This is a genomic window from Millisia brevis NBRC 105863 (assembly GCF_001552615.1).
Taxonomy (GTDB): Bacteria; Actinomycetota; Actinomycetes; order Mycobacteriales; family Mycobacteriaceae; genus Millisia; species Millisia brevis.
Map to the genome: position 1 here is coordinate 581,384 of NZ_BCRN01000001.1, position 24,493 is coordinate 605,876.

Genomic DNA, 24,493 nt, shown 5'->3' on the forward strand with positions numbered 1-24,493 from the left:
GAATATGGAGCTTCCCAGTCTAATTCGCCGGCATCCGCAGTCTCCGAATCGTAGTTCTCCGACGCCCACTGTTCGCCGACTATCGTGTCCGGCAGCTCCCAGTCGGAACCGGTAGGGGCCTCGGGTGCCACGGCGAATATGGGGTGGTCCGACGTTGTCATGTCTGTAACCTCCTGGTGGCTGCGTGATCGTCGATCAGCGGCCGACGTGCACGGGATGGCCGTTGGTAGACGGATCGGCGATCGGTGCGGCAGTGGGACGCACGAGCAGCCGGGTGGGCTGGGCACTGCGTGGTGACGACTGGCCGCGCCGCTGGGTTACCGCCAGATCCTTGACCGTTTCGCCGGTCGCGGACTGCCACAAATCGATGGTGCGGTTCATCGTCTTGGCGATCTGATCGGTGGCCGGCGGCGTGATGTTGTGCAGCTTGAAGAGCAGCTCCGCAGCGGTCGGGTCGTCGAACAGGCCCAGTTCTATCGACCACAGCACCGGGGAGAGCAGGTCGGCCAATTCGAATAGTTCTCGGGTCTGACGTGAGGGTTCGATCCCGACACGCCGCCCGATGGCGGTGAGCCGATCGGCGGGATTGCCGGAGCCGGCGCCGGCGGTCGCGCTGAGGTCCACGACGACCGCCGAGTCGGTTTCGACCGTCAGGTGGAACCAGTTCATCATGCAGACATATCCGAATTCCTCCCGTGAGAGGAGGCCGCCGCGGCGGCGCAGCCGGAGCATCTCGCCGATCGTCTGGCACAAGAAGGCGACGTAACTGATGTCGGTGGGGTTCTGCCCGGAGCTGTTCTTCTCGTTCTCGATCCCGAGCCAGACCTGCCGGAGCAACTCGTTCCACAGCTCGAGGAAGCGGGTATTGCTCGCCGGGCCGGCCCCGAGTTTCCAGGGCTGTCCGTCGACACCGGCGGCCGGATGGGGCAGATCGAGTCCGAACATCCGCCAGTAGGCATTGCGTCGGTTCACGCGGGCATCCGGACGCAGTGCGCTGGTGGGACTTGCGATCCGGAACAGGGGCGGGTCCCGGAAGAAGATGTCCTCGGTTCCGCGCAACCATGCCGTTGTCGCTATCGTCGGTGTCGGCAGACTCTCACCGGTTACGTACCGGCGGACCACCTCGGACATGATTTCGATGATTCCGGTGCTCTCGACCAGATACGCGTAGAACATGTGATCCCAGGCCTGGGAGGTGCCGGTGCCCAAGGCAGGTCCGCCGGTGTTGTAGCCCAACGGAAGTGGAAGATTGGGGTTCGCCGACGGGGTGTTGACGCCGGAGCTGAGCAGGGTGCGCAGCGGATCCGGCAGCTTGGTCATCGCGATGGTGTCGGGATTTCCGAGGGGAACCGACGAGGACCCGGGGATGATCGCCGGAACGACGGCACCCCATGTGGTTACACCCCCTGTCGCCCACACTTCCTCGAGCCAGCGGCTGAGTTGCTCGGGATGGAATGTGAAGACCGCGTCCGCCTCCGACAGCAGTGTCTTGCCCTTGAGGAGGGCCGCCAACTTGCGAAACATCTCTCACCTTCCGTCGCGTGAGAATCGAGTTATTGATAGGTGACAAAGCTGACGAGGATGGGTTGGCCGTCATTTCGTGATGAGTCCTCATCGGTGAAGACGTCATTCCAGATCGTCACCGCGACGGCGTGTGGATCGATCAGGTCGATCGTCCGTTCGTCGCTCCCCGAAGTCGGGATATTCTCGGTCTGTCTCGCGCCGGACAGATACGTAATGAGCAGAGCACGACCGCCTTTCGCGCGAACCGCGGAGGGCCTGTAGCTGATCTTTCCTCTGCCGGTTCGGGTGTTGACTTCCGACACGGTGAAAGGCAGGATCTGCGTCGCTTTCCCATTCACGGTGTCGTTGCTGCCCAAGGCATACCGAAGCTCGGAGAACAACGACGTGGACAGCAGCGCGCGCGGGGAGGTCGCCGGCTGCTGCCGGTTGTCGTCGAGGTCGGTCCTCCGCAGGCCTTCGATGATGGCGTTGGCTACCTCCGCTGCAAACTCCTGCAGATTCCGTACCGGTACCGATGGGGGTGTACTCGACTCGATGGCCATCTGATTTCTCCCTACTCCTATGCGGCGATCGAGCGATCGCCACCGACGCGCCGCAGCCACGTCTCCATCTCGATGGGTGCCGTCTTGTTGTCCAGCCCGCGCAGCGCCGTGAGGGCCAGAATTCGCATCGGTTCCTGCCGTTGCAGAAAGCTCGAGGTGTACAGCGACGCCCCCGCACGTTCGGCGAGGCGGGTCAATTCGGCCGGGGCCGCGCGGCGCGGGTCGGCCAGCGTCGCGAGTGCGGCGCCGTGAAAGGCATTCATCGGCAGGCGTGTACAGGTATCGACGATCGCCGGTAGCAGGGGAAGACTGGCGCGGATGACCGCGGCGGCGTGCGAGGACGCCCGATCCGCCGGATACCGTGTCAACCATCGTTCTCCCAGTTCATCCCAAGGGCCCGGGCCGAACCATGAGCGGCACAACGCCACGTTGAACAGCACGCGCACCATCGCGATCGGATGGGGATCGCCGATCGGCATGCGGAAGACGGCGCGCGGCGGCCCGTCGACGACGCTGGCCAGGGCGGGTACCGGCGCGTATCCGAGGAGGGCGAAGGCGTAGACATCGGCGGCGACCTCACCTGCCCAGCTGTGCCAGGCCTCCGCCGCGAGACCGCTGTGCGTTTCGAGAGTCGATCGCAGCGCGGCCGCCAGTTCCGGCGCCCAGCCGGTCATATGCGCCACCTGGTGCCCGGTTTCGTGTATCAACGACGTCGGCTCCCACAGGTGGTAACGCGTGATCTTGATCGCGGCGGCCGGTGACAGCGAGGCATCCCATAGCCGGGCGCCCGCCCGCAGGATCGACGCCCCCAGCCCCTTGTCGAGATAGGTGAGCACCGGCGGTGAGTCGATGCCGAGCGGTCGCAGCACCACGTCCATGCTGTAGACGGCGAGGGTGTCCAGACCGCGCAGGACGGCGGCCAGCCGCGGATTGGTTCGGGTGTTGACCGCGTCGCTGTAGAAGTCGACCATCGCCTCGGCGCGGGTATAGCGGCGTCGCAGATCCAGCAGTTCGGACCGAGCTCGGGCGAGGTCGGCCATGGTCTGCGCGGCCACCAGCGCGAACAGCAGGCGATCGGCCTGCGCGGTCAGCCGGTTGGCCTGACCGATCAGGCTCGCGCGCACGCTGCGCCCGAGGTAGGTCTCCAATTCCTTCCACGCCGAGGCGGACGCCCCGACGTCGAGGTCGCCCAGCGCCGCGCAGGCCCGCCGCCAATGCCGCGCCTCGCCGCCGAGGGCCGCTGCTTCGGTGCCGAAGGTGATGGTCATCGAAGCATCCCGGGCGACACCGAGACCGTGGGTGCGGGCACCTGGGTGGGGCCGGCGCCGACGCCGTCGAAGGTGACCGTGATTGTCACACCGTCGGCGGGATCGGCGACGGCGGCGGCAAATTGGGCACCGCTGTGAGTGAGGAAGGTGGTGATCCCGGTTCGTGTCGCGGCGGTGATCGCGGTACCGATCCGCGCGGCCGCGGTCGCATCGGTCACCGTCGACGAACCGACCAGGCGGCGGGCGATGCGATACGGCAGGCGCGGCAGTGCGACCTGCCACAGGGCGAGCAGGACACCGGGCAGATCGCGCTGTCCCGACGGCGCAGCGCGTTGCAGGCGGGCCTGCAGTGCCCGAGCCTGTCGCTCGGACAATCGGACGAAGATGCGCATCCTGTTGGTCTGCGGATCCCAGTGCACGCTGACCAATCGCCGCGGTCGGCGGACCCGACGGGCCGGCAACCGGGCCGAGCGGATGCGGAAGAAGCGCTGGCCGGGTCCCGGCCGGAACCCGCCCGCTCGCACTCCGGTCGTCCGGCCGCGGCCCAGGGCGGGCTCACCGAGCAGTAACCCGGCGGTGCGCTTGGTCAGCGGTTGGTACTCCTCCGCGGCGGCGTGTTCGTCGGCCGGCAGGGTCTCGTCGCGGGTGAAATGGCCGGGCAGGGTGCCGGGCAGGGTTTCGTAGAGATCCACCTCGGCCTGTACCGGCCACTGTGTGACACCCCGATCGAGCAGGTACGACTCGAGGGTGCCGCCGTCCGACCACCCGACCGCCCGGGCGGTCTGCCGGGAGACCGGAACCACGAATACTCTGGTGTACCTGCGGAATCGGTACCGCGGTCGGCTCGACCGCGGCATCATCACCCATAGTCCGCCCTCCTCGGCCGTCTCGCGCTCCGGTAGGTCCGCGCGTAGCAACCGGTCGGGTAGATAGGCCGCGGCCGACTCCGCGAAGGCCTGTGCGACGGCGGCGCCCACCTGTAGGGGATCGGCGAGGGCGGCCTCGTCGAGTTGGTCGACCACCCGCAGCACGGTGCTCTCGACCGCCGAGGCCAGCGCCTCACCGGCGATTCCGCCGTCCGGGCCGGCTGCGCTTTCGAGACCCAGCGCCGAGAAGCCGACGTTGACCGCCGCTTTGGCGATCATCCGGGAAGGCTCCCGGCCGACCGCGCGAGTGATGGTCGCGGCGGCGGTCGGGCCGATCATATTCTTGATCAGCGAGGCCAAAGGACCGGCGATCAGGTTGATCAGCTTCTCCCTGGCGCCGGTGACCGTAAGGCCCAGCTTCAACAGCGGCCGGATGGCCAGCACCGCGGGGATGAACTGTTCGATCTCGGCGACCGGCGGCTGCGAGCCGGTGTACTCGCTCAGCTGTGTGGCGAGCCGGACGCGGGCATCATCGAGTTCGGACTCGAGGTTCTGCGCCTGCTCCGGCTCGTACGAGTCGGTGGTTTCGTCGGCGGTCGGACTTTCGGAATCGCCTGCGAGATAGAGCGAGAGCAACCGGTTGTCGAACTCGTGCGCCATCTGCGCGGCCAACCCCATCTCGTCGGAGGTCGCCTCGTCGGATTCGTCGTCGGCGGCTTCACCGACGCCGAGGCGCTTCAGTATCAGCGGAAGTACCGGTCGAATCGGCGCCGGAAGAACCCGGGACAGCGGTGCCATCAGCTTCGAGACCACCCCCTTCAGGAGGGTCAGGCCGACATTCTTCAGCTTCTCGAGCAGCGGACCCAGCAGATGCCGGCCGATCGATTCGACACCGCTCCTGATGGTCTGCAGGCCGCTCTTGGCCGCATCGACGACTCCCTTGATCGGGTTCTTCGCAAACGTCACCGCCTGTGCGATTTTCCGTTTGACGAAGCTCTTCGCCTTTCCCAGAAGCCTGCCGAGGAAGTTGTCGAAGGCCTCCGAATCGAACGCGGCCGGAGAGTCCAGCGAGTCGAGCAGTTCGTCGAGTTCGTTTTCGACCAGGCCGCTCAGGTCCGCGCCTTCGAGCCCGGCGCCGAGGCCGTCCACCGCTCGCTGCCATTCCGCTGCCAGCGGGGCGATCCACTGCTCCACCGCCTCGCGGGCCTCGGCCTCCGAAGCCGGCGCCGACCACTGCTGTGCATCGGAAAGCAGAAGAGCAGCACCGTCGTTGAGCAATTGTTCCAGGGCTTCGTCGAAGTCCTCGTCGTGGATGGACTCGAGGAAGTCGGCGGATTCGGCGGCGACCGGGTCCGTTTCGCCGGCGATGTCCTCGCCGAAGGGCGACTCGGTGGCGTGGAAGCCGTCGAACGGCGGCGCCTCGGTGTCGTCCGCCGCCGCGCGCTCCTCGCCGACGGACTGCGTCAGGTAGGACAGCCCCGCGAACGGGGACGTCGAGGTTTCGGTGTCGCCGCGAGACCCGGCATGAGACTCGATTGTCACGATGTGCACCTCCGCGGAACGGGCATTGACGTCAGTGTTCGCGAGGGTGATGTACCGCAGCGTCAACGTCCCGTATCACCTGTCGTATCGGAATCGGATGGTGCAGAGCGTGGTTCCGGTTCGATCAGTTCGGAAAGGACGCTCGCGATCTGTCGACATGCGGCGTCGATATCGGCGAACACCCAGCCGTTCGTGGCATTGCCGTCGTCGGCGACGAGCACCCGAATGACGATCCGATGCGAGTCCCGCCACGCCCGCACGACGACCATTCGATGGATATCAGTGGTCACGGCAACGACGCTGACAGCCGGCCGTCAACGCCGTGTTGCCGCCGAGCGCTCGGGATTGACGGATCGTTGACGATGCCTCAGCGGCGGACACGGATGCTGTGACGATCCGGTTCGACGCCGGGAACCGCGAGGGGTTCGGATGCCCACAGCACAGTTTTCGACGATCTCCTCGGGTGCCGACCATCCGTCGGTTGTCCTGTTGGGTGGCTTCGGAGTGCGTGTCGGACAGCGAATGGTGGTTCTGCCCAAGCACTCGCGCCGAGTGCTGGCCTATCTGTGCCTGGACAAGACGGCCGAGGCCGATTGCGACCGCGGCGTCCTCGCCGAACGTCTCTGGCCGGACTCGTCCTGTGAGCGATCCCGCGCCTGCTTGCGTACCGCGTTGTGGCGTATCCGGCGGGAATGCCCCGATCTGATTCGCTGCGAAAGCGACCGGGTGATGGTCGCCGACGACGTGGCGATCGACGTGCATCGCTACCGACGGCAGGCGGAGCTGTTGCTGGCCGAGCTGGAGGATCGGCCGCGTGAGCGTGCCCACTTGATGGCCCGTTCCGGCGAGCTGCTGCCGGGATGGGACGAGACCTGGCTGCTGCTTGCTCGGGAACAGCTGCGCCAGTTGCGACTTCATGCACTGGAGAGGTCGGGGCGGTGGTTGGCCGGTCATGGACGCTTTCCGGAGGCGATCGACGTGATGTTGATCGTCGTGACTGAGGAGCCGTTGCGGGAGACCGCGCAGGCCACGCTGATCGAGGCACATCTGCGTGAGGGCAATGTCATCGAGGCACGCAGGCAGTTCGGACGGTTCGCTCAGTTGCTGTGGTCCGAACTCGGACTGCGCCCGTCAGCCGAATTGTCCGGGCGGGTGAGCGCCGTTTCCCCACAGGGCGTTTCCGCTGTGGACCTGCACTACCGGGTGCGGCGGTAGGGCCGGCGACGAGGCCGAAAGCCGGTGTGATGGCGGCGCGGCACCGTCGAAGCCGTAGACGAATCGATGGAACACATCGACCAGCGCCCCCTCACCGGTCGTGCGCACCAGGAAGGCTTCGAGGGTGGCCGTCGTGGCGGTCGCCCCCCGGTAGACATTGAAGAACTCGCCCATTACCTCGATGAGCCGTCCCGGTCCGATCAGCGCGGCGATACCTCGGAAGACCCGGCTTCCCGCCACATACGAAAGCGGCGATGTGGTGCGCTGGAAGGGTTGGCGCGAGCACAGCTCGATCGGGTCCGACCGAAAGTCGAGCGGTTCCGGTCCTTCGCCCAGTTCCAGATAGCGAGTGAACGCCTCGTCCCACCAGCCGTCCGCCGCGGTTGCCGGCATGACCCCGCGAGCGAACCAGGAATGGATGACCTCGTGCGGCAGAGCGGCTATCGACGTCGTGGTCGCGTGGGCATATTCCATCCCGCCGGCAGCTCCGTGGAAGAAGCAGGTGAATGCGTCACCGATGAACGTGCCGAATCGGCGTTCCTGCTCGGCGAGCACGGCCGAGATCCGCTCGATACCTGCCGTCAGGACCTCGGGCCGCGATACCGGCTTGGCGGCGGTGACGATCACGGGCCGACGCGATATCGGAAGCCGGACCGTCGCCGCGGCCACCTCGACGGTGTCGGCGGCGTGTACCTCCAGCAACGGTGAAAGGGTGGTGAACCACGAGGGGAACCGGATCGACCAGTGATTCACGGCGCGGACGATCGCCCGGCCGTTGGTGATGGCCGTGTGGTGTACCGGAGTGCCGGTGATGTGGAGATTCAGGGTGAACCGAAACTGGTCGAACGGCAGATTCGACGGGAACCACATCTCCAGGTAGCGACCCGCGTAGAGGTCCGCCATACCGAACGACCAGTGCAGCCGCGGACCGGTCCAGGAGACCCTCGGCGGGTAGGCCCCCGACAGGTCGGACATCGGCTTGTCCAGGCGATAGACCACTCGAAGGTGGTGGACCGAGTCGGCCGAATGCCGCCGCCGGACAACCCGTACCCCATCCGCGAAGCCACCTACCGGTTCGTGGGCGACGGCCGACGGATCCACCGGCACCCCGTCGATCCAGCAGCGGTCGATCCTCTGACGCAGATCGAAGAACGGTGAGCCCGTGGTCGGGCCCACCCGGTAGATCATGGTCGAGTCGACATGCACCCGCGCCGACCGCGCTCGGGCCCACACCGATGCGTGCAGGTCGATGATGTGGACCGGCACGACCAGCATGCCCCCGCATCGGGTCGGCGGCGGTGCATCGGCGAACGGATCGACAAACATCTCGCCGAGCAGGATGTGTGAGCCGCGTAGCCGTCGGCGTCAATCCTCTCGGATCATCACAGTTAGCGGCTCGACACGACCGCCGCCGGGGGCAGCCCGCGGACCAGCAGAGCGATCTCCCCGGACGGGCGAATCCCCAGTTCGTCCCAGAGCTTCCGAGCGAACGCGGCGTAGTGCCGATAGGCCTCCGCCGGGTGACCGGCGCGCAGATGCGCGTCGATCAGGACCGCCTGTGCCGATTCCCGCAGCGGCTCCTCATCGACCACCCGCAGGATCGTGTCGATCGCTTCCGGGTACCGGCCCGACGCGCACAGCGTGTGCGCGGACTGTTCGAGAGCGTGCAGGCCCAGCAGGCGCAATTGTTCGCGGGCCAGTATGAGCCAGTCCTCGTCCCACCCCGGTAGGAGATCGACCGGAATGTGCAGATGGGGCGGGGCGCCGATTCGCTCCGTATCCAAGCGGTCGATTGCCATGCTGTCGACGTTCGGGTCCGCCGCGAGGATCCGTTCCGCGCGCCGGCGGAAGTCGTGCACATCGACTCGAACCCGGTCGGCCAATGCGACGCGATCCGCCTCGCCGGTCAGCAGGTTGCCCCCGACCGAACGAATTCGCCAGATGGCGGTGCGCAGGCTGGCGCGCGATCGATCCGGTGTCGCGTCCGCCCACAACCGCTCGGCGAGCACCCCCCGATCGGTATCGGGCTCCACCATCTTCCTCAACGACAGGTAGGCCAGCACCCGCCGAGCGTGCATGGGCAGCGCCACTTTTGTACCTTCGATGCGCAGAGTGAATCCTCCGAAAAGAACCAACTCCGCCGAATCACCCATGCGACCGCCCCCAAACGGTTGAGGTGCGAAAAGCCCCGACGTCTCGCGGCTATCCGCAGTATCGTCCGTTCTCCGCACATAAACACGAGTAGTCCGCTATGTGAGATTTCGGAGGGCGCACCTACCGCATGAGCGCCGATCCCGGAGGCGGCCGCCCGCGAACCTGTCCGGCCACGAGCGGGACGTACACGGGTCGGGGTATATGTGGGGTATGACCTCACCGGCCGAGATTCGCGGTAGCGGTCGGATGACCTCGATCGCCGCTCGCTACCTGGCCCGAATCGGTGCGGCCGCCCCCGAGCGAGCCGACCTCGAGTCCCTCGCGGCCCTGCTGACCGCGCATACCCGCACGATCCCCTTCGAGAACCTGACCAGCTTCACCGGACACCCCGTCGACCTCGACCGCGACGCCGTGTTCGACAAATTGCTCGACCGGAACCGTGGCGGCTACTGCTTCGAGCACGCGACCCTGAGCAGCGCGGCCCTGTCCGACCTGGGTTTCGACACCGAACCCGTCCTCGCCCGGGTGTACCTCGGCGACCAGTCCCGGGCGCCGATACGCTCGCACAACGCCACCGTCGTGCGCCTCGCCGGGAGTCGATACCTCTACGACCCCGGCTTCGGCGGCACCTCGCCGATCGCCCCGCTGGTGCTGGACGGCGGACCGCAGCCCCAGCAGACACCGGACGGCGTCTACCGCATCGTCGATCGGCAGACCGCCGGCATTCCGGAACACCTCGGCCCCGACGTGCGCTGGATGCTGCAGTTGTACCTGCGCGACACCTGGACGAACCAGTACGGAATCACCACCGGAGCGGTGGTGCCGGCGGACGTTGAGGCGCTGAACTGGTATACCTCCACCTCGCCGGAGTCCGCCTTCACCACCCACCTCATGGCGACGGTGGTCGGACCCGACAGTCGGGTCACATTGGCCGGCCGGGTGCTGCGGCATCGGGGATCGACCGGAACGGTGGAGCGGTCCCTCGAGACCGAAGCGGAGTTCGACACCGCCCTGCGGGTGGACCTCGGGCTGTCCGATATCGACAAGGAGCAGGTGGCGGCAGCGTGGGTCGCGCTGGGCCGTTCGTGGATCTGCGTGAGCGGCGCGTCATCGACATAATCTCCTCGGCGTTGCTGTGAGGAAGACGTACGCACACGTACCGGGAGTCGACGTGTTCCACTTCATCTCGACCTGGAGATTGCCCGCGCCGCCGGAACGGGTGTGGCGGGAGATGGCGGACGTGGAGAGCTGGCCCCGATGGTGGCCGGGCTGCACCGAGTCGACCGTGATCAGCGCCGGATCGCCCGACGGGCTCGGCCGACACGGTCGGCTGGTCGTCCGCAGCCCGTTGGGCTTCGCCCTGCGGTTCGAGATGGAGATCGTGATGGCCCGGCGGCCTCACGAGGCGCGGGTGCGCGTGGGTGGTGACCTGGTGGGCAGCGGCAACTGGCGGATGCGCGACGTGGATTCGGGTGCGTTAGCGGACATCGGTTGGGATGTCGACATCGCGCATCCCGGTCTTCGTCTCGCTTCGGTGCCGCTGCGGCGCCCGATGATCTGGGCGCACTACCGGGTGATGGGCGCGGGGGAACGCGGACTGGCCACCCGCCTGCACGTCGGCTGAGCCCTCCCGGAGTCAGCCGGATCTGTCCCGCCATCGGCGGTGCTCGTCGCCGGGCGGGTGACGGTCGATCCAGTCCGCGGTACCGGCCGCGACCGCACGGTGGACCGATCGGGCGAGGCGCGCTCCCCAACGGGATCGCGGGCCGCCGTAGTCCTCCGTCGCCTTCCCGCCTGCCGGGCAGACGATGCACACCGCGTCGGACGACGTTCCGGTTCCGGGGACGTCGGCCTCCATCAGCGCCTGGGTCTTGGCCTCGGTCGCGGTGACGACCGCGTTGACCAGCGCCGCATCCGACAGTGGCACCGGCAGGCGCACCAGCAGGTTGATCGTGCCCGGCATCGGCCACCAGTCGATCTCGTCGGGCGCCGCCGCGGGCACCGGAAGCCCGAGTCCGACGGTGGCGACGGTCGACACCCCGTTGTCGCTCGAGGTCGTCCACCGGTCGACGCGGGCGGCGGTGAGCATGCCGACCCCCGGGCCGGTCAGTTCGAGACGATCGGCCACCTCGCGCAGGTGGGCTATCGGGTCGTCGCGGTGATAGTCCCGATCGACCTGCACATTTGCCCACCACCGCGGCGCGCCGATGCCGCCGCCGAGGACTGCGGTCGAAATCGCGCGATGGGCGTCGGGCAGCCGACACCACAGCACCGGACCCCGACTACCGGAAACTCCCCGAACCGTGGTCAGTTCGGGGAGTTGTGGGATATCCGGCGCGTTCACCCGAACAGTGTCACCGAAGGATCGGTGTCACCGGTCGAGCAGGGGCACCGGCGAATCAGTGGGCGGTCTGGCCGGCGTCCACCACGGATACCGAACCGGTGGTGAACGATGCGAGGTCGCTCGCCAGGAAGAGCACCGTTCCGGCGATCTCCTCCGGCTGCGCCGCGCGGTGCAGCACGTTGGTCGACGCCACGGTCTCCCAGATGTCGGAGTCCTGCTTCCACACCTCGGTCATCGGCGTCTCCACCAGGCCGGGCGCCACGGCATTGATCCGGATGCCCGCGGAACCGTGACCCCTCTTCTCCGTGGCTCACATATCGTTGACTACGCAACTATCCGGCTCAACGGTGGAGTCGGTGCGGGTATTCCGCACCGGGACCGATATTCCGCACCGGGTGGAGGTGTACGCCTCCCGCGTCGGTGACCACGCGGACCGAGGCGCCGTAGTGCGTGCGCAGGTTCTCCTCGGTCAGCACCTCGTCGGCCCGCCCGGTCGCCGCGACGGTGCCGCGATCGAGCAGCACCAGGCGCTGCGCGTACTGCCCGGCCAGGACCAGGTCGTGCAGGGTGCTCAGGACGGTGAGCCCCTCGCTGCGGCGCAGCTCGTCGACCAGTTCGAGCAGTGTCTGGGCGTGCCCGAGGTCGAGCGCCGAGGTCGGTTCGTCCAGGACGATCAGCCGGGGCCGTTGGGCGAGCACGCGGGCGAGCACCGCGCGTTGGCTCTCGCCGCCGGACAGGGTGCGCAGCGACCGATCGGCCAGCGTGCCGAGGTCGAGCAGGTCGATAGCGCGTTCGACCTCCCGACGATCGGCGACCTTCGGGCCGGTGAGCAGCGAACTGTGTGCGGTCCGCCCGAGCAGGACGTAGTCGGCGACCGAGATCCCGTCCGGCAGGACCGGTCGCTGCGGGGCGTAGCCGATCAGCCGGGCGCGCTGCCGGGCGGACAGCGCGGCGACGTCGAGCCCGTCGACGGTGATCGATCCGGTGTGGGCGACGGTCGCGACGATCGCCCGCAGCAGGGTCGATTTGCCCGCCCCGTTGGGGCCGATCACCGCCGTCCAGCCGCCCGTCGGCACGTCGAGGCTCACCCCGTCGAGAATCGTCGATCGGCCGATCCGCACCCCGACGTCGCGCACCCGCAGCAACGGCTCCCCGACCGCCACCACGCCGCTCACGTGGAACTCCCACCGAAGCGCAGCAGCGCCGCGAAGAACGGCGCCCCCACAAACGCGGTGATCACCCCGATCGGCAGCTCCGCCGGCGCCAGCAGTGTGCGGGCCAGCAGATCCGCCAACACCAGGAAAGCGCCGCCGGCCAGCAGCGATACCGGCAACACCAGGCGATACGAGTATCCGGCCAGGCGGCGCACGATATGCGGGATCACCAAGCCCACGAAGCCGATCAGACCGCTGACCGCCACCGCCGCCGCCGTCCCCAAGGACGCCGCGCAGAGCACCACGAAGCGCACCGTTCCCGGCCGCATCCCCAGGGTGCGGGCCTCCTCGTCGCCGACCGCCAGCACGTCGAGTGCCCGCCCGGCCGCCAGCATGACCACCGTCGATACCGCCATATACGGCAGCACCAGCCGCACCTCGCTCCACCCGGCCGTGCCGAGCTGACCGAGGATCCACGAGTACACCTGCTGCAGGGTGTCCGCCCGCGCCTGCTGGATCGCGGTCTGCACCGCGGTCAGGAACGCCGAGACCGCGACCCCGGCCAGCAGCAACGTCGCCGCTCCCCCGCCGTGCCGGGCGGCCACCGTCCCCAGGGCATAGGACATGCCGACCCCCGCGAGCGCGCCGAGGAATGCCGCCCCGGGCAGGTGCAGCGGCCCGTCGAGCCCCAACGGATCGGTCGCGATCACCAGCGTCGCGCCCACCCCGGCCCCCGCCGCCGCCCCCAGCAGATAGGGATCGGCGAGCGGATTGCGGAAAACGCCCTGGTAGGACGCGCCGGCGAGGGCCAGCATGCCGCCGACCATCGCCGCGAGCACCACCCGCGGTACCCGCAGGTCGGTCAACAATGTGGCGTTGGTGCCGGTCAGCGGGGTGCCGACCGACCAGCCGAGCCGGTCGACGAGGGTCGCGAGGACGGCGTCGACCGGCAGCGCGACCGCCCCGATGACCACTCCGGCGAGCATGGCGACGAGCAGGATCGCAGCGGCGACCGGGATCGCCAGGTAGTGACGGGCGCGCCGTACGGGCCCGATGACGACGTTCAGTTCAGTTCGCCGAGCCGATCGGACAGTTCGACGGCGAAGTCGGCTATCCGCGGACCCCAGCGGGACGCGATGTCGTCGTTGGCCGCGATCACGGTGCCGTTGACCACCGCCGGCAGATCGGCGAACCCGGGGCGTTCGGCCACGGTCTGCGGGCTCTGATCGCAGCACACGGTGTCGGCCAGGACGATGACGTCCGGCGCGGCCGAAATGATGTACTCGGCCGACAGTTGCGGGTATCCGCCGTCCGCGATCACGGCGGGCGCGTCGTCGGCGATGTTGATCAACCCGAAGCGCTTGTAGAGGTCGCCGATAAAGGTGTCGCTGGTCAGGCTGTAGAACGACGGGTCGAGTTCGTGGTAGACCGTGCGGTCGCTCGCCGTGGACGCCGCGGAGATCACCGCCGCGTCGATGCGATCGCGCATGTCGTCGGAGACCTTCTGCGCGTCGTCCTCGTGCCCGGTGATGCGGCCGACCGTCACCACCTGGTCGTAGGCGCCCTCGAGATCCTCGGGCGCCCCGAGGATCAGCACCGGGATGCGCAGCACGTCGAGGGCGTCGACCAGGCCGTTGGCGTCGTCGGTGGCCAGCACCAGATCGGGTTGATAGGCGCTGATCGCCTCCGCGTTCGGCTGATACGCCGACAGGTCGGTGCGCGGCGCTTCCTGCGGGTAATTCGAGCCGCTGTCGACCGCGATGACCTGCGGTCCGGCGCCGACCGCGAAGACCGTTTCCGTGAGCGACGGGCCGAGGACCACGATCCGCTCGGGGGTATTGCCGATGGTGACCGAGCCGTTGTCCCCACGGATGGTGACCGGGAAGCCGGGGTCGGGTGCGACGGTCGGCGTCGTCGTCTGCGCCAGCGGGCCGGTCGCGCCGCTCGAATCGCAGGCGGCGATCAGGATCAGTACGACGGCGGCGACGATCAGCCGAATCGGCCCGCGTCCGCGGCCGGTACCTCGCGGGTGTCGGAACATCGGTCCTCCCTCGGTCGAGGCTTTCGCGTCCTGGTCCCGAGCCACGGTACGTCCCGATGGGCGGGGGCCGGACCTCGAACACGGGATTCCGAGCATGCGAAACCGCTGTCAACAAATTATTGACACGATGATGGTGTCAAGGTTTCATTGACACATGCCTCAGGAGTCGAGTGTCACCGATCGGTACGTCCGCTACGAGCGGGCGTCCCTGCGGATCGCGGCCGTGGTCGTGCTGGTCTCCAGCGTCACCCTGATCCTCGCCGCGTTGTCCTTCGACAGCTTCTTCAAGGGATTCATCCAGGGCGCTGCCGGTGTGCTCGCCCTGATCGCCATCTCGTTGGCGATCCCGGCGATCCACCGTCGGATCATTCCGATGGACGCGATGCTCCGCCAGCCGTCGGAGATTCGGCGCCGCGAGGCCGGCATCGGGCTCGGGGTTGTCACGGTCGGCCTGGTCGTCAGCGTCTTGGCCTACCTGCGGGTTCCCGCGATGAGCGGGTTCGGCGGGGCGATGCTGGCGCTCGGCGCCCTCGCGGTGGTCGGGGCGGGAATCATCGTGCTGGCCGTGGTTCCCGCCGACGGCGGTGAGCAGCCGGCGCCGATCGAGGACGAGCAGATGTGGTTGCCGAGCAGGGACGGCGATGTCTGACCGGTCGATGGCTGCCGCGAACGCGCCGGTAGAGAGCTCCGACACCACGGCGGTCCCGGATGCCGCCGACGCGCTCGCCCGCTCGGTTCTCGGCGGGATCACCGATCCGACCCCCGAAGACCACCTGGTGCTGGTCGGTCGCGCCGCCGCCGCCGAGCAGCACGCCAAGGCATTGCTGCAGGAGACGATCAACAGTGCCCGCGCGGCCGGCCACAGCTGGGCGACGATCGGCCAGGTCCTCGGCCTGACCAGGCAAGCGGTCCAACAGCGCTTCGGTGGGCCCGCGGCGGCGGCCACCGGCGAGGAGCGCTGGCTCGGCCCCGTCACCGCCTTCGACGAGATGCCCGAACTCGAGGCGGCCGGTCGGCTGGGGTGGCACACCATCGGCGTCGGGATGCTCAAACACCGCATGGTGCGCACCGACACCCAGTGGGAGCACCGCCGCTATCTGTGGCCCGCGCCCGCCGGACTGCTGGAGAAGGACGGCTGGCGGATCGGTTCGCGCGCCTTCCCCTGGGTCTACCTGATCCGGGACACCGGCCGACCGGTGCCGCTCACCGACCACACCTGACCCCGGCACAGTGATTGACACCACATCATCCGAGTCGGGAGTATCGAGGGATGGTCGACGCCGCCCTACCGAATGATGTGCTGGATGTGCTGATCGTGGGGGCCGGTATCTCCGGGATCGACGCCGCCTGCCGCTTCCGCGAACTGCTGCCCGATGTGTCGATCGCCGTGCTCGAGCGGCGCGAACGGGTCGGCGGCACGTGGGATCTGTTCCGCTATCCGGGCATTCGATCCGACTCCGACATCTTCACCCTGTCGTTCCCGTTCCGCCCCTGGCGTGGGGAACGATCGCTGGTCGACGGCGACGAGATCCGCGACTACCTGGTCGACACCGTCCGCGAGCGTGGCGTCGACCGGTACATCGAGTTCTCCACCGAGGTGCTCGGCGCGTCGTGGTCGTCCGCCGACCAGGTGTGGACGGTGCGCACCGTCGTCGGGCCGGATCGGGTCGAGCGGACCCGCACCGCGCGATTCGTGTACTTCTGCAGCGGCTACTACAGCTATGCCGAGCCGTATACCCCCGACTTCCCGGGGGTCGACGACTTCGCCGGCACGCTGGTGCACCCCCAGCACTGGCCGGAGGATCTCGACCTCGCCGGCAAGCGGGTGGTCGTGATCGGCAGTGGGGCGACGGCGATCTCGCTGGCACCCGGCGCGGCGAACGCCGGTGCGGCGGTGACGATCCTGCAGCGCACCCCGTCGTACATCTTCTCGGTCGGTCGGGTGGATGCAGTGGCCAACGTCCTGCGCCGGGTGCTGCCGCCTGCCACCGCGCATCGGGTGATCCGCAACAAGAACATCGTGCGCCTGTGGGGCCTGTACGCGATGGCCCGCCACTTCCCTGCTCCGACCAAACAACTCATCCGACGACGTGCCACCCGGCTGCTCGGCAATCAGGTGGTCGACGACCACTTCACCCCGCCGTACAACCCGTGGGACCAGCGGGTCTGCGCCATCCCGGACAACGATCTGTACGAGGACATCCGCGAGGGTCGGATCGCGATGGTGACCGATCGGATCGAATCGTTTGTGCCGGAGGGGATCCGCCTGGCGTCCGGGCGGGTGCTACCCGCGGATGTGGTGGTCACCGCCACCGGGCTTACCCTGCAGATGCTCGGCGGCGCACGGCTGACGGTGGACGGCGTACCGATCGACCCGGGCCGCACGGTGATCTACCAGGGCGCCCTGCTCAGCGGGGTGCCGAACCTGGCGATCTGCGTCGGGTACATCAACTCGTCGTGGACGCTGCGCGCCGACGCCACCGCCCGCTTCGTCTGTCGGCTCGTCGAGCGCATGCGCCGCACCGGCGCCGGATCGGTCACCCCGACCCTCGACGGCGAGGTGCCCGCGGATGCGCCGCCGATGTTCGGGCTCGCGGCCGGTTATATCGCCCGCTCCGGGCACCTGCTGCCGCGCAGTACGGGCGCTTATCCCTGGACGATGACCCACAATCCGCTGGTCGACGTCCGGCAGGCCGACCGCAGCGACCTGACCGAGGGGTTGCACTACGAACCGTTGCGTTCCGTGACGCCGGCCGACCCGGTCGAGTCGCCGTCGGTGGCGGCACCACGGAGCTGATCCCGCACACCCTCGCCGCAGCGTCGGGTGGGCCGGTCCGCGCGGCTACTCGTCGCGGATGGCGATCGACCGGGCGGCGAGGCGAACCAGGCCGTCCGGCGCGGAGCGTAGTCGTACGACCACGTTCTGCCAGGACGATTCCCAACCGTTCGCGCCCGCGGCCGCCTTCGCGAAGGTCAATCCCAGCAATGGTCCGGCGGGCGCGGCGGCGGCGAGCAACTCCTCCACCAGGGCGGCCAGGGGTTCCTCCGGAACGCGCGGCGCGTTTTCCTCGAGTCGACTCGTGAAGATCTCGCTGATATGGGAGTGCCAGGCCCAGACCGGGTCCGCGGTTGCCCGCACCAATCGATCGATTGCCGCCCGGTCCGTGGTGGGATCGTCCGGGATCGCCGCCTGCGCCAACTCGACCACCCGATCGGCCCAGCCGTCCTGTCCGGCCAGCAGGTCCGCCAGGGCGCCCGCCGAAGCGTGGCCGGCGGGCGGGTTGGCGCGGGCATTCCATACGACGGCCCAGATGAGATGCGACAGTCGTTGGCGGGCAGGCAGATCCCGATTCTCGTCGACGGTGGTGTCCACCCGGTCGAGCAGTGCCGCCGCCGCGTCGAGCACCGGATCGACCTCCTCGAGCAGCCCGCCGGATGCCACCAGGGCGTCGATCACCTCCCGCCATCCCAAGGTGGTCGACAGATTGGTCAACCGATCCACCAATGCCGCAACGATGGTCCGGTCGAAGGGCACCCACTCGACCACCGCATCGAGGTCACGGTCGAGTGTTTCCACGCGTGCGACGTAGGTGCGGATCAGTCCGGCGAATCGGCCGCGCCAACGACCGGGAATCCGTTCGGCGGACAGGTCGAGCAGCGCTTCCGATACCGACGGCTCTGCCGCGCCGGCGTCCTCGAGAATCAGCCAGGCCCGCTCGTCGTCGATCAACTTCGGGAGGGCGCCGATGATCGCGCGCCGCACATCCCGGTGCACCCCGGGCCGCTGCCAGACCTCGAGGATCAGCGCGGGGGCGTCGGGCACCCGATGCAGCGCCAGTAGCCGCACCGCCTCCTTGATCGCGGTGACCTTGTGGCCCACCAGTGCCGGCCGCAAGGCGTCGGCCAGGTGCGACGGGCGAACGAAACGGGCGGAGCGGTCCGCGGCGTAGGCGGCGACCCGGGCATGGTCGGTGTCCACCCGTGCCATCAGATCGGGCAGCACCCTGGCCGGGTGATCGGTATGCGCGAGGGCGGCCAACGCCGCCTCGACCACCGCCACCTCGGTCGAATTCAGCAGAGCGCGCAACGATTCGACGGTGCCCGGTACCTCGCCGAGCATCCGTATCGCCGCGACCCGCTCCCGCAGGCTGGGCGTACTCGAGCCGATCAGCTGCTCCAACCGCTCGGCGTAGGCCCGCCATTGGCGCCTCGACCACAGCGCCACCGCCGCCCGCGGCACCAACGGAACGAGGCGGCTGCGTTTCGACTGGTACCGGCCGGACAGGGACTTCGTCAGCATGTCGCCGACCAGATCGGTGCGCCGGAAGGCGATCGCCGTCAGCACCGACTGCACCGCGACCGTCGACCGGTCCGCGCGATACAGCTGTTCCACCCGGGTATCCCTGGTCTGTGGGGGTGCCAGCCACAGGTCGATCGCCTGGCGCGCCACATGGTCCGGTTTCGCCGAGCACGCCTCGCCCAATACCTTCTGCAGGTCGTCCAGGTGCCAGGCGCGCCGACGCAAGCCCGCGGCCACCGCCAGGGCGATGCGGTACTCACCCCGCCGCGCGTCGACCCCGATTCGCTCGCGCAGGGCGGCGAATACCTCACGCTCGGCGCCGCGCGGTAGATCGCGATCGAGCCCGTACAACGAGAGGGTTGGTGACTCGTTTCCCAGCAGGTCCAGCCCGGACAGCCCCGCGGCGAGCAGATCCGGTTTGCCGTCCCGGGCGCCGGAGCGCAGCATCGCGACTGCCAATCGGGCCGCGACGTATCGGGTCCGGACCGAACGATCCCGGGACTCGAGGGCGTCGGTGATCAACCGGAGCAGCTGCGCGGCGTGCCGGTCGTCGAACCGTCGGTCCGGGACCGACGCGAGGCGGTCGAGCACCTCGCCGCGCACCGGATCCTGTTCGTTGCGGACGCGTCCGAGCGCGCCGAGCAGCCCGTCGAGCACCTCGGGGCCGCGGTTGACCGTCGCGCAGGTGATCAGTTCGCTGTAGCCGAGCGCACGATCGATGGCATCCGACCGGCGGGTCCACTCCCGGAGTCGATCGTGGCCCTGCGGCCACAGCAATCGCGCCACCACACCGAGCTGCAGGCGTTCGTCGGAGGCGACGACGGGCAACTCCAGCAACCGCTGGGCCTCGGCCTCGCGGTGCCACCGCGGCAAGAGATCCAGCAGGGACAACGACCACGGGGTCGGCGTCGTTTCGCCGGCCACCAGCGCCCGGTAGATCGGCAATCGGCGAGCCGGCGGGATCGCCCGCACCAGCGCCGGCGCGTCCTCGCGCCGAACACACGCAGCCAACCGAACCAGCCGGTCGTCCGGCAGCACGGTCAGCGCCCGCCAGGTCGACCGTCCGCCCGGAACATCGCCGGGTCGCCGCTGGGCGAGGTAGATCCCCAGCGCCGCCTCCGGATCGTGGCGGGCCAGCAGGGCCATCCGCGGCCTCAACGATCCCGGGATCGCGGTCACCGGTACCACCCGTCGCAACACCGCGAGGACCCGACCCGGACGATGCACCGCCGCCGCCGACAGGCCCGGGGCGACCTGTTCCAGCAGCACCGACCATCGGGCGCGCGGTAGCCGAACCAATTCGGTGTCGAGCCAATCGAGCAGAACATCGGGGTGCTCGCCGCCGATCGCCTGCCGGCCGACGACCGGCACATCCGGTTCGGCCAAGTGCGTCATCAACGTCTCGGCGTCACAGGCCGCAAGCAGCCTCCCGGCCTCATGATCACCGAAACGGGCACGCACCACCGGTATCAACGCATTCGCGAGCGGCCGTGCCCTACGCTGCCGCACCACCGTGTACAGCCGGGTGCGCACCGCCATCGGCAGATCCGGCACCAGATCGACCAACCACTGCTCGACGCGGCCGGCGTCTACTACCGCACCCAACGCCTGCGCGCGCACCGTCTCCGCGACGCTTTCGTCGAGCAGGCATCGCCGCGGATAGTCGCCATCACCCACCGTCCGGGCGATCAGCAGCGCCGCCTGCTGTCCGGCCCGCCCGCCGGCGTGCAGCCCGTCCAGCAACCGCTGCGTCGCCTCCCGGTTGGGCAGCGCCCGTCCGGCCCGGACGATATGCCGGCACCGCTGCGCGTGGGACAGCGGATCGACGTCGTCGAGCAGCGCACGGGCGGAGATGGCGGACATGGTGGTGCACGCTACCCGGGGTGCACATCCCCGCGGCGTCGCCACGTGGGCGGATCGACCGAGCCGATCAGCCGGCTGTGTGCTCCCACGCCGGCAATCGGCGGGTGATACGTCGCTCCCGGCCATTGAAACGTCCGGCCTGCCAACGGTTCCCGGTGGACGTCCAGGCCTCGGCAAGGATGCCCACCCAGGTACCTTCGGAGTCGATCAGGCAATGTTCGGCGGCATCGCCGGAGCAGATCGCCTCGACCACCTCGAGCGCGGGTGCGCGGCGCTCTCCCACCGTGTACTCGACGAGCAGCGCAAAGCACCACCCGGCCTCTATCCGTGCGGAGTCCTCGTCGACCCTATGGATCCGGATGCTGCCCACCCCGTCGTCGTCGCGCAACGGGACCCTCGACGAGAGGATCACCACGTCTTCCTCGACGTGAGTCTGCCCGTCGAATCGTGCGGCCACGCCGGCCAACTCGTGGACGAATCTCGACCATTCGCCCATCAGCCGGCGGGGCGGAAGACGGTCAACGCCCGGCGGTCGACCCGGATGTCGAGGCGGTCGGTGAACTCGCCGAGCTCACCGTCGCGGGCGACGCGGGTCGGCCCGCTGAGCACTTCGACGCTCAGGTCCGCCGCGCTCAGTTCGTGATAGCGCTTGTTGCGCGCCAGCTGGCCGGTCAGGAAGGCGCCGAGCACCGCCAGTCGCCCGATCGGCCCGCTCGCGTCGAGCATCCGCAGGTCGACCACCCCGTCGTCGAGCTGGTCGCGGAAGCTGGGGGCGAAACCCTGCGGCTGGTAGCGACCGTTGCCCAGGAAGAGCAGGTTGACCGTGCTGACGGTGTCATCGACGCGCACCCGCACATTCGAATGGCTGCGCAGGGTGCGCAGGGCGGCGAGTACGGCGGCCACCGGCTTGCCGACGCGATGTTCGAGGCGCTCGCGGATCGCGACGAACTCCGCGTACGGGCCGATGCTCGCGGTGTTGATGAAGAGCCGATCGTTGAGGTAGGCGGCGTCCACCCGGCCGGCGGTGCCCTCGCGGACCGCGGCGATCGCCACGTGCAGGGGGAAGACCCCGGCTTCCTTGGCGAAGTGGTTGAACGTTCCGGCCGGGAAGACCGCCAGCGGGATGTCGGCGGCGATCGCCGCGGCCGCCGCGGTGGCCACCGTGCCGTCACCACCGGCGACCCCGATCACCTCGGCGCGCGCCGCGACCTGCCGCATCACCTCGTCGATGTCGTCGTCCGCGGTGGTCTCGACCACCTCGATCTCGGGAAGGGCCTCCCGCAGCCGGTCGGCGACCTCGCCGCCGGTGCCGCTGTTCGCGTTGGGATTGACCACCACGACGACGCCGCGCCCGGTGGGACGCGGCTCGAGGCGCAGCGGCGCGTGATGCTGGGCGACTCGGGTGGGCGGCGCGGCCGGCGGCACGATGCGGGCGCCGAACGACGCGATCGCGCTGCCGAGCAGCCACCCGGCGATCACATCGGACGGGTAATGGGCGCCGGTCGCGACCCGGGAGAAGGCGACCAGCCCGGCGAGGGTGGTCAGCGGGGCGACCGGGACCGGCAGTTCGGTGCCGACAGCGGTGGCGAAGGCGGCAGCGCTGGCGGCGTGGCCGCTGGGGAAGCTGGACGACGTCGGGACGCGGCGCGCCTTGCGAAAGGCCGGGATCACCGTGACCGGCGGCCGTTCGCGACGGATGAGCCGTTTGGCGATCTGGTTGGTGATCGCGCTGGTCACCGCGACGGTGACCACCCCGCGCAGGGCGGCCCGCCGGGCGCGCCGACTGTTGGTCGCCCCCAGTCCGGCGGCGATCAGCACCCACAGCTTGCTGTGGTCGGCGGCATTGGTCAGCCGGGGCATCACCGCGTCCATCAACGGGCTGCGGGTGCAGGCGACCGCGGTGAACACCGCGGCATCGAGATCGTCGATGCTGTGGACGGCTTCGTTGACGATGTCCCGCATGGCGGCTTCCGTTCCCCCTCGATGGATGCGCAGAGCGCGCGGTGTGATCCCCGGGCCCGGTACGACCGCCGGCCCCGGATCGACGACTCAGCGGGGTCGCAGCACGACCTCGACCGGATGCGCGTCCGCCGGCGTATCGACAGCGGCGCGTACCGCCCCGGCGACGGTGTCGGCCGACATGAACTCGTCGGCGCGATAGTCGCGGTCCTCGAACGCCACCACCTCGCGCTGCATGTCGGTGTCGATGCGACCGGGGAAGATCGACGTCACCCGGATGTCGGGTTCCTCGGCGCGCAGGGCGTCGGCGAATCCGCGCAGCGCGAACTTCGACGCGGCATAGGACGACCAGTTGGGGTGGGCGAAGAGCCCGGCCCGCGAATTGATGATCACCACGTGCCCACCGGCGCGTCGCAGCGCCGGCAACGCCAGGCGGGTCAGCTCGGCCACCGCGATCACGTTGACCTCGAAGGTCTTCCGCCAGGCGGCGGCGTCGGTCTGCGCGACCGGCCCCAGTTCGATCACCCCGGCGTTGTGCACCAGCACGTCGAGCCGGTCGATGTCGGCGAGCGCGCCGGCGACCGCGGCAGCGTCGGTCACATCGACCACCCAGGGGGCGGCGTCGGGCAGGTCCTTGGCCACCGTGGCGGCGTCCTGCGCCGACCGGCCGCCGACCAGCACGTGATGGTCGGTGCCCAGACTCCGGGCGATCGCGGCGCCGAGGCCCCGGGTGGCCCCGGTGATCAGGGCCGTCGGTCGGGCCCTGTCGGATTCGCTGTTCACGACCGTCAGCCTACGACGCGCCGGCATACTGCAGAACGTCCGTAACGGCGGGTACCGCGCCGACGGGCAGGACCGGGACCCGACCCGAGGGGGAGCATCGATGCCGCTGATCACGGCCGAGGCATTGGCCGACCGGCTCGCCGCCGGGTCACCGACCCGCGTTCTCGATGTGCGCTGGACCCTCGCCGCCCCGGACGGGCGCGAGGACTACCTGGCCGGGCACATCCCCGGCGCCGTCTACGTCGACCTGGAAACCGAATTGGCCGACCACTCGGTGCCCGGGCGGGGCCGCCATCCACTGCCGGCGGTCGCCGATCTGCAGGACGCGGTGCGCCGGTGGGGAATCAACACCGGTGACACCGTCGTGGTCTACGACAACTGGAACGCCGCCGGTTCCGCTCGCGCCTGGTGGCTGCTCACCGCGGTCGGGGTACCCGATGTCCGCATCCTCGACGGAGGCCTCGCCGCCTGGACATCGGCGGGCGGCGTACTCGAATCCGACTCGCCCGCAGTGTCGGCCGGGGATCTCACCCTGGCCGTCACCGAACCTGAGTTCGGGACGATGCCCACCCTGACTCCGGAACAGGTTGCCGCGCTGGGTGATTCCGGCATTCTTCTGGACGCTCGTCCCCCGCAACGCTATTCCGGAGCCGAGGAGACGGTCGACCCGGTCGCCGGGCACGTCCCGGGGGCCCGCAATCTGCCGTCGACCCGGGTGCTCGACGCCGACGGTCGCTTCCTGCCGCCGGAGGCGCTGCGCGAGGTATTCGACGAGATCGGCGCGCAATCGGAGATACCGGTGGGCGCGTACTGCGGATCAGGTATCACCGCGGCGGTCCTCGCCGCCGCGGGCGACACGATCGGCCGCCCGGTCGCGCTGTTTCCCGGCTCCTGGTCGGAGTGGATCACCGACCCGCAGCGACCGATCGCCCGCTGAG

At 69.2% G+C, this 24,493-nt stretch carries 23 protein-coding genes; 7 read left to right on the forward strand and 16 right to left on the reverse strand.

Annotated features, from left to right (window positions below; genetic code table 11):
• Positions 1-195: 195 nt before the first annotated feature.
• From MB1_RS02660 to MB1_RS02680, 5 genes are all read right to left on the reverse strand, one after another.
• Positions 196-1,524: a hypothetical protein gene (locus MB1_RS02660; RefSeq protein WP_066903331.1), complete on the reverse strand. Its 1,329-nt coding sequence runs from the start codon at positions 1,522-1,524 to the stop codon at positions 196-198.
• 29 nt (positions 1,525-1,553) lie between these two features.
• Positions 1,554-2,066, reverse strand: coding sequence for a hypothetical protein (locus tag MB1_RS02665; RefSeq protein WP_066903333.1), 513 nt, complete (start codon positions 2,064-2,066; stop codon positions 1,554-1,556).
• Positions 2,067-2,083: 17 nt separating this feature from the next.
• The gene (locus MB1_RS02670; RefSeq protein ID WP_066903334.1) at positions 2,084-3,334 is read right to left on the reverse strand and encodes a hypothetical protein; all 1,251 of its coding nucleotides are present in this window, start codon (positions 3,332-3,334) and stop codon (positions 2,084-2,086) included.
• The gene (locus MB1_RS02675) at positions 3,331-5,742 is read right to left on the reverse strand and encodes a hypothetical protein (RefSeq protein WP_066903529.1); all 2,412 of its coding nucleotides are present in this window, start codon (positions 5,740-5,742) and stop codon (positions 3,331-3,333) included. Before MB1_RS02675 ends, MB1_RS02670 begins: the two co-directional genes overlap by 4 nt.
• A 62-nt stretch (positions 5,743-5,804) precedes the next feature.
• Complete coding sequence (locus MB1_RS02680) at positions 5,805-6,011, reverse strand: hypothetical protein (protein WP_066903336.1); 207 nt, start codon at positions 6,009-6,011, stop codon at positions 5,805-5,807.
• 160 nt (positions 6,012-6,171) lie between these two features.
• Between MB1_RS02680 and MB1_RS02685 the strand changes: the two genes are divergently transcribed.
• On the forward strand, positions 6,172-6,957 hold the full coding sequence (locus tag MB1_RS02685; RefSeq protein ID WP_066903338.1) for an AfsR/SARP family transcriptional regulator: 786 nt from the start codon (positions 6,172-6,174) through the stop codon (positions 6,955-6,957).
• Here the strand turns inward: MB1_RS02685 and MB1_RS02690 are convergent.
• Both MB1_RS02690 and MB1_RS02695 read right to left on the reverse strand, forming a co-directional pair.
• Positions 6,874-8,232 (reverse strand): M1 aminopeptidase family protein, encoded by a 1,359-nt coding sequence (locus MB1_RS02690; protein WP_157083868.1) that lies wholly within the window; start codon positions 8,230-8,232, stop codon positions 6,874-6,876. The two genes, MB1_RS02685 and MB1_RS02690, sit on opposite strands and share 84 nt — an antisense overlap.
• A 113-nt stretch (positions 8,233-8,345) precedes the next feature.
• The gene (locus MB1_RS02695; protein WP_245649994.1) at positions 8,346-9,047 is read right to left on the reverse strand and encodes an AfsR/SARP family transcriptional regulator; all 702 of its coding nucleotides are present in this window, start codon (positions 9,045-9,047) and stop codon (positions 8,346-8,348) included.
• A 274-nt stretch (positions 9,048-9,321) separates the two neighbouring features.
• On the opposite strand from MB1_RS02695, the gene MB1_RS02700 reads away from it, so the two are divergent.
• Both MB1_RS02700 and MB1_RS02705 read left to right on the forward strand, forming a co-directional pair.
• Positions 9,322-10,230, forward strand: coding sequence for an arylamine N-acetyltransferase family protein (locus tag MB1_RS02700; protein WP_169801585.1), 909 nt, complete (start codon positions 9,322-9,324; stop codon positions 10,228-10,230).
• A gap of 16 nt (positions 10,231-10,246) precedes the next feature.
• Positions 10,247-10,735, forward strand: coding sequence for an SRPBCC family protein (locus tag MB1_RS02705; RefSeq protein ID WP_157083869.1), 489 nt, complete (start codon positions 10,247-10,249; stop codon positions 10,733-10,735).
• 12 nt (positions 10,736-10,747) lie between these two features.
• Here the strand turns inward: MB1_RS02705 and MB1_RS02710 are convergent, their stop codons facing one another.
• The 5 genes from MB1_RS02710 to MB1_RS02730 form a co-directional block, all read right to left on the reverse strand.
• Positions 10,748-11,455, reverse strand: a complete 708-nt coding sequence (locus MB1_RS02710; protein ID WP_245649995.1) for an adenosylcobinamide amidohydrolase — start codon at positions 11,453-11,455, stop codon at positions 10,748-10,750.
• A gap of 55 nt (positions 11,456-11,510) precedes the next feature.
• Positions 11,511-11,732, reverse strand: coding sequence for an SDR family oxidoreductase (locus MB1_RS02715; protein WP_084350672.1), 222 nt, complete (start codon positions 11,730-11,732; stop codon positions 11,511-11,513).
• Positions 11,733-11,796: 64 nt separating this feature from the next.
• A complete protein-coding gene (locus MB1_RS02720; RefSeq protein ID WP_245649997.1) occupies positions 11,797-12,630 on the reverse strand; it encodes an ABC transporter ATP-binding protein in 834 nt (277 codons plus the stop codon).
• The gene (locus MB1_RS02725) at positions 12,627-13,664 is read right to left on the reverse strand and encodes a FecCD family ABC transporter permease (protein WP_066903535.1); all 1,038 of its coding nucleotides are present in this window, start codon (positions 13,662-13,664) and stop codon (positions 12,627-12,629) included. Before MB1_RS02725 ends, MB1_RS02720 begins: the two co-directional genes overlap by 4 nt.
• An 8-nt stretch (positions 13,665-13,672) precedes the next feature.
• Positions 13,673-14,650: an ABC transporter substrate-binding protein gene (locus MB1_RS02730; protein WP_084350676.1), complete on the reverse strand. Its 978-nt coding sequence runs from the start codon at positions 14,648-14,650 to the stop codon at positions 13,673-13,675.
• 154 nt (positions 14,651-14,804) lie between these two features.
• Between MB1_RS02730 and MB1_RS02735 the strand changes: the two genes are divergently transcribed.
• Genes MB1_RS02735 through MB1_RS02745 form a run of 3 tightly spaced genes read left to right on the forward strand, consistent with a single transcriptional unit; the run spans position 14,805 to position 17,447 of the window.
• Positions 14,805-15,299, forward strand: coding sequence for a hypothetical protein (locus MB1_RS02735; protein WP_066903350.1), 495 nt, complete (start codon positions 14,805-14,807; stop codon positions 15,297-15,299).
• Positions 15,292-15,870 carry a hypothetical protein gene (locus MB1_RS02740; RefSeq protein WP_218000164.1) on the forward strand — a complete coding sequence of 193 codons (579 nt, stop codon included), beginning with the start codon at positions 15,292-15,294 and terminating at the stop codon, positions 15,868-15,870. Before MB1_RS02735 ends, MB1_RS02740 begins: the two co-directional genes overlap by 8 nt.
• Before the next feature lie 50 nt (positions 15,871-15,920).
• The gene (locus MB1_RS02745; protein WP_066903352.1) at positions 15,921-17,447 is read left to right on the forward strand and encodes a flavin-containing monooxygenase; all 1,527 of its coding nucleotides are present in this window, start codon (positions 15,921-15,923) and stop codon (positions 17,445-17,447) included.
• 45 nt (positions 17,448-17,492) lie between these two features.
• Here MB1_RS02745 and MB1_RS02750 read toward each other — a convergent pair whose 3' ends face one another.
• From MB1_RS02750 to MB1_RS02765, 4 genes are all read right to left on the reverse strand, one after another.
• Positions 17,493-20,813, reverse strand: a complete 3,321-nt coding sequence (locus MB1_RS02750) for a hypothetical protein (protein WP_066903353.1) — start codon at positions 20,811-20,813, stop codon at positions 17,493-17,495.
• A 67-nt stretch (positions 20,814-20,880) separates the two neighbouring features.
• Positions 20,881-21,279, reverse strand: a complete 399-nt coding sequence (locus tag MB1_RS02755; protein ID WP_157083870.1) for a hypothetical protein — start codon at positions 21,277-21,279, stop codon at positions 20,881-20,883.
• Between the two features lie 29 nt (positions 21,280-21,308).
• On the reverse strand, positions 21,309-22,775 hold the full coding sequence (locus tag MB1_RS02760) for a bifunctional phosphatase PAP2/diacylglycerol kinase family protein (RefSeq protein WP_066903356.1): 1,467 nt from the start codon (positions 22,773-22,775) through the stop codon (positions 21,309-21,311).
• 87 nt (positions 22,776-22,862) lie between these two features.
• Positions 22,863-23,582, reverse strand: a complete 720-nt coding sequence (locus tag MB1_RS02765; protein ID WP_066903358.1) for an SDR family oxidoreductase — start codon at positions 23,580-23,582, stop codon at positions 22,863-22,865.
• Between the two features lie 73 nt (positions 23,583-23,655).
• Here MB1_RS02765 and MB1_RS02770 point away from each other — a divergent pair, with 73 nt between their 5' ends.
• Complete coding sequence (locus MB1_RS02770; RefSeq protein WP_066903360.1) at positions 23,656-24,492, forward strand: sulfurtransferase; 837 nt, start codon at positions 23,656-23,658, stop codon at positions 24,490-24,492.
• Position 24,493: the final 1 nt, after the last annotated feature.